This is a genomic window from Streptomyces sp. Tu 3180, from assembly GCF_009852415.1.
Classification (GTDB): domain Bacteria; phylum Actinomycetota; class Actinomycetes; order Streptomycetales; family Streptomycetaceae; genus Streptomyces.
This window is the reverse complement of record NZ_WOXS01000002.1, coordinates 6,523,758-6,536,371: the sequence shown is the minus strand read 5'-3', so window position 1 is coordinate 6,536,371 and position 12,614 is coordinate 6,523,758. Positions and strand designations below refer to the sequence as shown.

The window sequence follows — 12,614 nt, the reverse complement described above, 5'->3', positions numbered from 1 at the left end:
TCGAATCCGCGCGTCACCTGCTCGTCGAGGAGCGCGTCCAGGCCGGGGCCGGCCGCGTCCACGTCGACGACGGTCCACTCGGGCCGCGCGTCGCACGCGTCGAGGACCCGCTGGTGCGGCACGCCGTCGGTGTCGGGGAAGACGGTGCGCAGCGGCTCGTGGCGGCCGGCCACGTCGTGCAGGGCCGCGGCCAGCGCGGCGGAGTCCACCGGACCGGTGAGCCGCAGGGCGAGCGGGATGTTGTAGGTCGCGCCCGGGCCCTCGAAGCGGCCGAGGAACCACAGCCGCCGCTGCGCGTACGACAGCGGCACCGCCTCGGGCCGGGGCATCGGGGCGAGCGCCCGCCGGGCCACCGCGGTCCCGCCGTCCAGCAGGGCGGCGAGACCGGCCGGGGTCGGGGCCTCGAACAGCGCGCGCACCTGGAGTTCGGCGCCCAGCGCCGTCCGGATGCGGCCGGTGAGACGGGTGGCGAGCAGCGAGTGCCCGCCCAGGTCGAAGAAGCTGTCGTCGGGACCGACCTCGGGCACGCCGAGGGCGTCGGCGAACAGGGCGCAGAGGACCTCCTCGCGCGGGGTGCGCGGGGCGCGGCCGGTGCCGGCGGCGGTGTGCCCGGGGGCCGGGAGGGCCTTGCGGTCGAGTTTGCCGTTGGGGGTGAGCGGCAGGGCGTCCAGGGCGACGAACGCCGACGGCACCATGTACGCGGGCAGCGCGGCCGCCAGGTGCCCGCGCAGCACACCGGCGTCCGGAACCGGCCCGCCACCGGACACGGTGTAGGCCACCAGCCGCCTGTCACCGGGCCGGTCCTCACGGACCAGGACCGCCGCCCGGGCGACGCCGGGATGGGACACCAGGACCGACTCGATCTCACCGAGCTCGATCCGGAAGCCCCGCAGCTTCACCTGGTCGTCGGCCCGCCCCAGGTACTCCAGGGCCCCCTCGGAGTTCCACCGCACCAGGTCCCCGGTGCGGTACATGCGGGCACCCGGGCCGCCGTAGGGGCAGGCGGTGAACCGCTCGGCGGTCAGCGCCGGGCGCCCCAGGTAACCGCGGGCCAGCTGCTCGCCCGCGAGATAGAGCTCCCCCGCCACCCCCGGGGCGACCGGCCGCAGCGCCGCGTCCAGCACGTACACCCGGGTGTCGTCGATGGGGGCGCCGATCGGAGGCGCCGTGCCGGCACCGGCCGTGAGCGGGGCGCTGATCGTCGCCACGACGGTGGATTCGGTGGGGCCGTAGGCGTTGACCATCCGGCGGCCGGGCGCCCAGCGGTCCACCAGGGCCGCGTCGGTGGCGTCACCGCCCACCACCAGGCTCCGGAAGTGCGGCAGGTCGGTGGCCGGCACCGTGGCCAGCGCGGCGGGCGGGATCAGGGCGTGGGTGATTTGCTGCCCGGCCAGCACCCGGGCCAGCGCCTCGTCGGCGAGCGGCCCCGCGGGCGGGACCACGAGCGCCGCCCCCCACACCAGGCTCATGCACAGCTCCAGCACCGAGGCGTCGAAACTGGGCGAGGAGTACTGCAGCACACGGCTGTCCGAGGTGACCTCACAACGCTCGGCGAGCACCGCGGCGAACGCCGCCAGACCCCGGTGGGTGACCACCACACCCTTCGGACGGCCGGTGGAACCCGAGGTGTAGATCACATACGCCGGATGCGCGAGCGACGGACCGACCGGCCCGACCGCCCCCGCCCCCGCCTCCGCGTCCGCCTCCGCGTCCGCCTCGTCCAGGAGCAGCCGGGGCACGCCCACCGACCCCGGAACACGCTCCGCCTCCCGGGAGGTCGTCACCACCAGGACGGGCCCGGCGTCGTCGAGCATGTAGGCGATGCGGTCGGCCGGATAGTCCGGGTCGACCGGCAGATAGGCGCCGCCCGCCTTCATCACCGCCAGCCGGGCCACGACGATGTCCACCGACCGGGGCAGCAGCAGCGCGACGATCCGCTCCGGACCCACCCCCCGCCCGGCCAGCCGGACGGCCAGCCGGTCGGCCCGCTCGTTCAGCTCCGCATAGGTCAAGGACTCCTCGTCGGACACCACCGCCAAGGCCCCCGGCGCACGGGCCACCCGCGCCTCGAACAACGCCGGGAAGGTCAGGGGCTCGATCGCCCGGGGGGTGCCGTTCCACGTGTGGAGGACGCGCTCGCGCTCCGCCGCGGTGATGTGGTCCAGCCGGCCGACCGGGAGGTCCGGTTCGGCGGTGATGCGGGCCAGCAGGTCCGTCAGGCGGTCGGCCATCGCCTCGGCCCGGTCGGCCGGCAGCAGTTCCGGCCGGTGGTTGAGGCGCAGCTCCAGCCGCTCGCCCGGCAGGACGACGAACGTCACCGGGTAGTGGGTGGCGTCGCGGCCGTCGATGTGGGTGACCTCGAGCGCCCCGGGGGCCCGCAGCCTGTCCGGGTCCAGGGGGTAGTTCTCCAGGACCGCCAGGGTGTCGAAGAGTTCGCCGTGACCGGCGATGCGCTGGATCGCGGACAGGCCGAGGTACTGGTGGTCCATCAGCTCCAGCTGCTCGGCCTGCAGGCGGGTGAGCAGTTCGGCGACGGTCTCGTCGTGGCGCAGCCGGACCCTGACGGGCAGGGTGTTGATGAACAGGCCGACCATCGACTCGATGCCCGGGACCTCCGGGGGACGCCCGGAGACCGTGGCGCCGAACACCACGTCCTGCCGGCCGGTGAGCCCGGCGAGCGTCAGCGCCCACACGCCCTGGACCAGGGTGTTGAGGGTGAAGCCGTGCCGGCGGGCGAGGGCCGTCAGCCGGCCGGTGGACTCCTCGGAGAGCAGCCGGGAGACCCGGCCGGGCGCCACGGTCGGGTCCGTGGCCCCCGGCACGAGGCGGGTGGGCTCCTCCAGTCCGTCCAGCGCCGCGCGCCAGGCCCGTGTCGCCGGCTCGTCGTCCAGGCCGGCCCGCCACGTCAGGTAGTCGGCGAAGGCCGGGGCCGGGGGCAGTGCGGAGGCGTCCCCGCGGGTCTCGTAGAGCGCGAACAGCTCCTCGAGCAGGACGGGCATCGACCAGCCGTCGAGCAGGATGTGGTGGTTGGTGAGGAGGAGCCGGTGCCGGTCGGCGGCGAGCCGGACCAGGGTGAAGCGGATCAGCGGTGCGGTGGTCACGTCGAACCGGGCGGTCCGGTCCGCCTCCATCACCCGGTCGAGCTCGGCGGCGCGCTCGGCCTCGTCGAGGTGGGCGAGGTCGACGTCGGACCAGGACGGTTCCACCGCGCCCGGGATGAGCTGCACGGCGTGCGGCAGGCCGTCCTCGCGGAAGCAGGCCCGCAGGTTCGGGTGCCGCGCCAGGAGCCCGGCGGCCGCGGAGCGCAGCGCCGTGACGTCCAGGGGACCGTCGAGGTCCAGGTGGAGCTGGACGTTGTAGACGTCCGGGGCGCTGTCGTCCAGCAGGCTGTGGAAGAGCAGGCCCTCCTGGAGCGGGGCCGGCGGCAGGACGTCCGCGAGGCCGGGCCGGTCGGCCTCCAGCAGGTCGATGTGGTGCTGTTCCAGGGAGACGAGCGGCAGGTCGGAGGGGGTGAGTCCGCCGGCCGGGCCGGACGTGCCCGTCGGGGTGGCGAGCTTTCGCAGCGACTCGAACCACAGCCCGGCCAGTTCGCGGACCTCGGACTCGTCCAGGATCTCGCCGGCCCAGGTCCAGGTGGCCACGAGGTGCGGCCCGTCGGGGCCGTCCTGGGTGACGGCGTTGATCTCCACCACGTGGGGCATGCCCATGTCGTCGTCGGCGCCGCCGCCGATCACGCCCGCGTCGCCCGCCGGGGCCCAGTCCCCGTCGCCCGGGGTGCCGAAGCGGCCCAGGTAGTTGAAGCCGATCTGCGGGGTCGCCAGGCCCTGCAGCAGCATCGCCGTCTGCGGGTTGAGGTACCGCAGCAGTCCGTGGCCGATGCCGCCGTCGGGGACGGCCAGCAGTCGCTCCTTGACCCGCTTGACGGTCTCGGCGGGGTCCTGCCGGCTGTCCGTGTCCAGGCGTACGGGGTGCAGGCTGGTGAACCAGCCGACGGTGCGGGAGAGGTCCGCGCCGGTCAGCGACTCGTCGCGGCCGTGGCCCTCCAGGTCGATCAGCACTCCCGCGGCCGTGTCGTGGCCGCGGCGGCGGCGCCACTCGGCGACGGCGAGGGTGAGCCCGGCGAGCAGGACCTCGCCGACACCGGTGCGGAAGTCGGCGGGCACGCTGGTGAGCAGCGGCGCCGTGGTCCGCGCGGGAAGGGTCAGCGAGAGGCTGCGGGCGGTGGCGACGGTGTCCCGCCGGGCGTCGAGCGGCCGGTCGCCGAGCGGAGCGTCGGGCGCGGCGAGCATGTCGGTCCAGAACGCGAGCTCGTCGAGCCGCTCCGGCTCCTGGGCCAGGGCGGTGAGCTGCTCGGCCCAGCGGCGGTAGGAGGTGGCGACGGCCGGGAGGCGCGGGGTGCGCCCCGCACGGACGGCGTCCCAGGCGGCCGACAGGTCGGGCAGCAGGATCCGCCAGGACACCCCGTCGACGGCCAGGTGGTGCACGGTCAGCAGCAGCCGGCCCGCCGCGTCCGGTCCGGCGTCGAACCACACGGCCCGGACCACGGCGCCGTCCTCGGGCGCCAGCGCGGCCCGGGAACGCGCCGCGTGGCCGGCGACGAGCTCCCCGAACGCCTCGCCGCCCGTGCCGTCCGCGGGGACGCGGGTGAGCACGGACGCGGCGGTGACGCTGCCGCGTCCGGTCACCTCCAGGCCCCAGAGCGGCCCGCGGCGGGTCAGCCGGACCCGCAGCATGTCGTGCCGGTCGAGCACGGCCTGGAGGGCGGCGGCGAGGTCCCGCTCCGTCGCGCCGGCGGGGGTGCGCACCAGCACGGACTGGCTGAAGGAGCCGACGCCGCCGGACCCGGTGCGCAGCCAGTGCATGATCGGGGTGAGCGGCAGCGGGCCGAGGCCGTCGTCGGCGTCCTCCCGCACGTCCTCCCCCGGGTCCTCCCCGGTGGCACGGGCGACGACCGCGAGGGCGGCGGCGGTGCGGTGGACGAAGACCTCGCGCGGTGTGATGACGAGGCCGCGGGCCCGGGCCCGGGAGACGAGCTGGATGGAGACGATGGAGTCGCCGCCCAGGTCGAAGAAGCTCTTCTCGGCGCCCACCGAGGGAAGGCCGAGCACTTGGGCGAAGAGCTCGCACAGGATCTCCTCCCGCTCCGTCGCGGCGGCCCGGCCGGTGTCGGCGGCCGTCCCGGGGGCGGGCAGCGCCGCACGGTCCAGCTTGCCGTTCGGGGTCAGCGGCAGCGCGTCGAGCACGACGACGGCGGAGGGCACCATGTGGTCGGGGAGTTCGCGGGCGAGCGCGGAGCGCAGCTCCGCCGGGTCGGCCGCGGCCCCGTCGGCCGGCACCGCGTAACCCACCAGCCGGCGGGGGCCGGCGCCGTCCTCGCGCACCACGACGACGGCCTGGGCGACCCGGGGCAGCGCGCTGAGCACGGACTCGATCTCGCCCAGCTCGATGCGGAAGCCGCGCACCTTGACCTGGTGGTCGACCCGGCCGAGGAACTCCAGCTGGTCGTCGTGGTTCCAGCGCACGACGTCGCCCGAGCGGTACATCCGGGTGCCCGCCGGGCCGAACGGGTCGGCCACGAACCGGTCGGACGTCAGGTCCGGCCGGCCCAGGTAGCCGCGGGCCAGACCGGCGCCGGCGATGTACAGCTCGCCCGCGACGCCGGGCGGCACCGGCCGGAGGTTGGCGTCCAGGACGTACACCCGGGTGTTGACGACGGGACCGCCGATGGGCGGCAGTCCGCCGCCGGCGAGGGGGGCGCTCGTCGTCGCGCAGACCGTGGTCTCCGTGGGGCCGTAGGCGTTGACCATCCGGCGGCCGGACGACCAGCGCTCGACCGTCTCGCCGGCGGTGGCCTCGCCCGCGACGACCAGCGTCGAGACCGAGGAGAAGTCGCCGGGGGAGGCGGCCCCGAGGACCACCGGCGGCAGCGTCGCGTGGGTGACCCGGTGCCGGGCGGCGAGCGCCGCGAGCGCCGGACCGGGGGTGACCTCCTCCGGGGTGCCCACGACGAGGGCGGCCCCGGACAGGAGCGCCATCGTCAGCTCCCAGAACGCGGCGTCGAACGAGGGCGAGGCGAACTGCAGCACACGGCTGCCCGGCCCGACGTCGAAGCGCTCGGTCTGTGCGGCGATCAGGCTCGCCACGCCGGAGTGGGTGACCACCACGCCCTTGGGGCGGCCGGTGGAGCCGGAGGTGTAGATCACGTAGGCGGGGCTCGTGACGTCCGCCGGGACGACGGGCGCGAGGGGCCCGGCGAGGTCGTCCGGGCGGTCGACGAGCAGTCGCGGTACGTCGCCGGGGACCGCGTCCGCCGCCGACGAGGTGGTGACGACCAGCGCGGGGCGGGAGTCCTCCAGCATGTAGGCGACGCGGTCGTCCGGGTAGTCGAGGTCGACCGGCAGGTACGCGGCGCCCGCCTTGAGGACGGCGAGCACGGACACGACGAGCTCCGCCGAGCGCGGCATCGCCACGGCCACGATCTTCTCCGGGCCGATGCCCCGGCCGGCCAGCACGGCCGCGAGCCGGTCGGTGCGCTCGTCCAGCTCCGCGTAGGTCAGTGCCCGGTCGCCGAAGAGCACGGCCGGGGCGTCGGGGACGGCGGCGGCCCGCGCGGCGAACAGCTGCGGGAAGGTGTCGTACGCGACGTCGCGCGCGGTGTTGTTGACCCCGCGGACCAGGTGCTCGTACTCGGCCGCGGGAAGGACGTCGATGCGGCCCACCGGCTCCTGCGGACGGTCCGCCCAGAACGCCAGGACCGCCTGGAGGCGGCCCACCAGGTGCCGGACGGCGTCGGCGTCGAACAGGTCGGGCCGGTAGTTGATCCGCAGGTGCAGCCGCTCGCCGGGCATCACGGCGAGGCTCAGCGGGTAGTGGGTGGCGTCGCGGCCGTCGATGGCGGTGACGGCGAGGCCCGGCACCCTCAGCCGCGCCGGGTCCAGCGGGTAGTTCTCCAGCACGGTGATGGTGTCGAAGAGTTCGCCGATCCCGACGATCCGCTGGGCGTCGGCGAGTCCGAGGTGCTGGTGCTCCATCAGCCGGGTCTGCTCGTCCTGAAGCCGGGTCAGGAAGGCGACGGCGCTCTCCCCGGGCACGATCCGCACCCGCACCGGCAGGGTGTTGACGAACAGGCCGATCATCGACTCCACGCCGGGGACCTGCGGCGGCCGGCCGGAGACCGTGCCGCCGAAGACGACGTCGTCGCGTCCGGTCAGACGCCCCAGCACCACGGCCCAGGCGCCCTGGAGCAGGGTGTTGAGGGTGAGGCCGTGCTCGCGGGCGGCGCCCAGGAGCCGCGCGGTCAGATCGGCGGGCAGGTCGGCGAGCAGCTGGTCGGGGGCGACCGGCTGCCGGCCGGCGGCGGCGGGGGCGAGCAGGGTGGGCTCCTCGATCCCGCGGAGTGCCTCGCGCCACACGCTCTCGGTGGCGGACGCGTCCTGTCCGCCCAGCCACTCGAGGTAGTCCCGGTAGGGCGGGGCGCCGTCCGGGGTCCGGCCCGCGTAGAGGTCGAGGAGCTCCCGGACGAACAGCGGCATCGACCAGCCGTCGAGCAGGACGTGGTGGTGCGTGAAGACCAGCCGGTGCCGGTCGTCGGCGAGCGAGACCAGCAGGAAGCGCATCAGCGGAGGGGCCGCCGGGTCGAAGCGGGTGCCGCGGTCCTCCCGGAGCATCCGGTCCAGTACGGTCTGCTGCTCGGTCGCGTCGAGGTGGCGCAGGTCCTTCTCGGTCCAGGGCAGTTCCACCGACTCGGGGATCACCTGGACGGCGTGGTCCAGCCCGTCGAGCCGGAAGGCCGCGCGCAGACCGGGGTGACGGCGCAGCATCTCCTCGGCCGCGCCGCGCAGGGCCGCGGCGTCCAGCCGGCCCTCGAGGTCGTAGAAGAACTGGACGGTGTAGACGTCCGGTCCGCCCTCGTCGAACAGGGCGTGGAAGAGCAGGCCCTGCTGGAGCGGCGTCACCGGGAGGATGTCGGCGGTCGCGGGGTGCGCGGCCTCGATGCCGCGGATCTGCTCCTGGGTGAGCCGCACCAGCGGCACGTCGGAGGGGGTGAAGCCGCCCGCTCCGGGCTGGGCGGACGCGGCCGCGACCTCCCGCAGCGCCTCGCACCACAGGTCGGCCAGGCTGCTCACCTCCGCCTCGGTGAGCAGGCCGCCGGCCCAGTTCCACACGGCGGTGAGCACCGGTCCCTCGGCGGTCTCCCGGGTGTACGCGTTGAGGTCGACGGCGTGGGCGACGGACATCGACGGGTCGTCGGCGCCCGTCAGCGCGCGCTCACCGGCCACCGGCGCCCAGTCGCCGCCCGGTGAACCACCGATGCGGCCGAGGTAGTTGAAGCCGATCTGCGGCACGGGCAGGCCGGAGAGCCCGGCCCCCGCCACCGGGTGCAGGTGGCGCAGCAGACCGAAGCCGATCCCGTTGTCCGGCACCGCTCTCAGCTGCTCCTTGACGCGTCTCAACGCGTCCCCGGCGTCCTCCCCGCCGGCGTCCAGACGCACCGGGAACAGACTGGTGAACCAGCCCACCGTGCGGGACACGTCCACACCGTCCAGCACGTCCTCCCGGCCGTGCCCCTCCACGTCCAGCAGCACCTCGTCGAGGTCCACGCCGCGCGCCCGGCGCCACCTCGGCACCGCCAGCGCCAGCCCCGTCAGCAGCACCTCGTGCGCCCGGGCACGGAACACCCGCGCCGCCTCGCCCAGCAGGGCCGACGTCTCCCGCGCCGGCAGCGACACCGAGAGGGACCGCACCGTCGCCGCCGTGTCCCGCGCCGGGTCCACGGCACGGCTGCCCAGCAGCGGGTCCGGACCGGAGGCGATGCGCTGCCACAGCTCGGCCTCGGCCACCCGCTCGGGGCGGTGGGCCAGCCGCTCGAGCTCGCGGGCCCAGGTCCGGAAGGAGGTCCCGTACGGGGGGAGCGCGGGGCTGCGTCCGGCGGCGGCGGCCCGCCAGGACTCCTCGAGGTCGGACAGCAGGATGCGCCAGGAGACGCCGTCCACGACGAGGTGGTGGGCCACCAGCAGCAGCCGTCCGGGGGCCTCGTCCCCGGCGTCGAACCACACGGCCCGCAGCATCACGCCGTCGTGCGGGGCGAGTTCGGCGACGGCGGCGTCGGTCCGCTCGTCGAGCAGTCCCGGCGCGAGGCCGGCGGAGGGGTCCGGGACGCCGACGCGCCGCAGCGTGTCCCGGGCGTCGATCGTGCCGGCCGGCATCACCTCGAGGGTCCAGCCGCCGTCCGCGGTGGCGACGGCGCGCGTCCGGAGGGCGTCGTGGCGCTCCAGCAGCGCCTGGAGGGCCGCACCGAGGTGCTCCTGCCGCAGGCCGGCGGGGACCTGCACGAGGCTGGCCTGGTGGTAGCGGTCCATGGTGCCGCCGCGGCCGGCGAGCCAGTGGACGATCGGGGTGGAGACGAGCGGGCCGACCGGCTCGTCCCGCACCGTCCCGCCGGCCGCGGGGACGGCGGTCGCCACGGCCGCCAGGGCCGCCGGGGTGCGGTGCTTGAAGACGGAGCGGGCGGTCAGCCGCAGTCCGGCCCGGCGCGCCAGGGTGATCAGCTGGAGGGAGACGATGGAGTCGCCGCCCAGGTCGAAGAAGTTGTCGTCCGGTCCGACGGAGGGCAGGCCGAGCGCCTCGGCGAAGGCGGCGCAGAGCGTCTCCTCCGCCCGGGTGGCGGGGGCACGGCCGGCGGTGCCGGCGGCCACGGCGGGGGCGGGCAGCGCCTTGCGGTCGAGCTTGCCGTTGGCGGTCAGCGGCAGGGCGTCGAGCGCGACGACCGCGGTGGGCACCATGTAGTCGGGGAGCAGCGCGGACAGGTGGTCCCGGAGCGCGGCCTGGTCGCAGTCCCGGCCCTCGGCCATGACCGCGTAGCCGACCAGCCGCTTGTCCCCGGGCCGGTCCTCGCGGACGACGACGGCCGCCTGGACGACGTCGTCGTGGGCCTGGAGGCAGGCCTCGATCTCGCCGAGCTCGATGCGGAAGCCGCGGATCTTGACCTGGTGGTCGGCGCGGCCGACGTACTCCAGCTCGCCGTCGTCGTCCCAGCGGGCCAGGTCGCCGGTGCGGTACATGCGGGTGCCGGGCGGGCCGTACGGGTCGGCGACGAAGCGCTCGGCGGTCAGGGCGTGCCGGCCGAGGTAGCCGCGGGCCAGGCCCGCGCCCGACACGTACATCTCGCCGACGACGCCCGGTGCGGCGGGCCGCAGGGCGGAGTCCAGCACGCGTATCCCGAGGTCGGGGATGGCCCGGCCGATGAGGCTGCCCGTGGCGGACTTGGCGGTCAGCTGGTCCAGGTCCCGGTGGGTGACGTGGACGGTGGTCTCGGTGATCCCGTACATGTTCACCAGCCGGGGGGCGTCCTCCGCATGACGGCCGTACCACTCCTCCAGCCGCCACAAATCCAGCGCCTCACCACCGAAGACCACGTACCGCAGGGACAACCGAGCGCCCAGGTCCGGACGCTCCCCCTCCACCCGCATCAGCTGGTAGAAGGCCGACGGCGTCTGGTTGAGCACCGTCACCCCCTCCGCCACCAGCAGCTCCAGGAACTCCTCCGGAGAGCGCGACACCTCGAACGGCACCACCACCAGCCGCCCGCCGTGCAGCAGCGGACCCCACACCTCCCACACCGAGAAGTCGAACGCGTAGCTGTGGAACAGCGTCCACACATCGTCCGGCCCGAACCCGAACCGGTCCTCGGTGGCGGAGAACAGCCGCACCACGTTGCCGTGCGGCACCACCACCCCCTTCGGACGGCCCGTCGAACCGGACGTGTAGATGACGTACGCCGCCGAACCACCGCACAGCACACCACCGCGCTCGGCGTCCGACAGGTCGCCGCCCGGCAGGCCGTCGACCTCCGCCGTGACGTCCGGGGCGTCCAGCACCACCACCGACGCGCCGCCGCAGTCCACCCCCGACAGATCCACCCCCGAGGCGGTCACCACCAGCACCGGAGCGGAGTCCGCCACCATGTGCGCCAGCCGCTCCGCCGGATAGTCCGGATCCATCGGCACGTACGCCGCACCCGACTTCACCACCGCCAGCAGCGCGGTCACCAGCTCCACCGACCTCGGCAGCGCCAGCCCCACGAACCGGCCCGGCCCCGCACCCCCCGCCACCAGCCGGCGCGCCAACCGGTTCGCGGAAGCGTTCAACTCCCCGTAGGAGACCGACCGGTCACCGCACACCACCGCCACCGCCCCCGGCGCCGCGGCCGCCCGCGCCTCGAACAACCCCGCCAGCGACACACCACCGGCACCCGCCTCACCCACCGCCCCGACGGCACCGGCGGCCAGCACGGCCTCGCGCTCGGCGGCCGTGGCCACGTCGAGGGTGCCGAGGGCCCGGTCCGCCGGGACCTCGGCCAGCTCGGCCAGGAACCCGACGAAGCGCCGCAGGTGGGAGGCGAGTTCCTGCGCGGAGTACAGCTCGGGGTTCGCGTCGAAGTCGATCTGCAGGCCCTGGCCGTCGGTGCGGTCGTAGACGATGACCGACAGGTCGTCGGCGGGGCCGATGCAGAGGTTGTGGACCGTCGCCCGGTGCTCGCCGAAGGTGAGGTCGTAGTCGAACATCATGATGTTGACCTGGGGCCCGGTCAGCCGCTCGTCGCCGCCGAGGAGGCGGAGGTCGCGGCGCAGGTCCTCGTAGCGGTAGCGCTGGTGCCGCACGGCGCCGCGCATCTCGTGGGAGACCCGTGCGAGCAGCTCGGGGAGCGTGTCGGCCGCGGTCACCGGGACCCGCAGCGGCAGCACGTTGGAGACCATGCCGGGCACGCCGCGTGCGGCCCTGCCCAGCCGGGTGGTGACGGGGAGGCCGAGCACGACCTCGTCCGCGCCGGTGAGCCGGTGCAGATAGGCCGAGACGGCGGCGGTCATCATGCAGGGCCACGGCACCCCCGCGTCGCGGGCCGCGTCGCGCAGTCGCCCGGCCGTCGCGGCGTCCAGGTACTCGGTGCGCCGCAGCAGGCCGCGGGCGGCCGTGGGCTCCTTGGCGGAGAGGCTCACGGGCTCGGGCCGGCCGGCCAGTTTCTCCGCCCACCACGCGCGGTCGGCGTCGAAGGCGTCGGAGGAGCGGTAGGCGGCGTCCAGGGCGAGGAGGCTGTCGAGGGGGCCGAAGGGGTTGTCGCTCGTCCCCCCCTTCAGCAGAGCCGTGTAGACCTCGGCGACGCGCCGGGCGACGAGCGCCACGGTGAACCCGTCGACGAGCAGGTGGTGGTAGCGGTGCAGCCAGAACCAGCGGTCGTCGGCGGCCCGGAAGAGGGCGAAGAGGAACAGCGGTCCCGCCGACGGGTCCTGGGGGGACGCCAGGTCCGCGCGCATCCACGCCTCGGCGGCGGCCCGGGGGTCGGCCTCACCGCTCACGTCGACGACCTTCAGCTGCCACTCGGGGTCCGGGTGGAGGTACTGGCGCGGGCCGTCGGGCGTCTCGGCGAAGGTGACGCGCAGGTTCTCCGCCTCGGCCACAACCTGTCGCAGTGCGGCCTCGAATACCGCGACGTCGACGGCCCCGTGAATTTCCAGGTATTCGCCGGCGTTGTAGATCGGATTCGACGCGTCGAGTTGCTGGGCGAACCAGATTCCCGACTGCGCGGACGTAAGCGGTACTCCGTCACCAGCGAGCAT

At 75.2% G+C, this 12,614-nt stretch carries 1 protein-coding gene (only partly in view); it reads right to left on the bottom strand.

The genetic code is table 11. The annotated features are described in order from the left end of the window. Window positions 1–12,614, bottom strand: the 5' portion of a protein-coding gene (locus GL259_RS38995; protein WP_279578635.1) for a non-ribosomal peptide synthetase. Its footprint begins 1,867 nt before the window's first position; 12,614 of the gene's 14,481 nt are visible here — the first part of the coding sequence; the start codon lies at window positions 12,612–12,614; its stop codon lies off the left edge, out of view.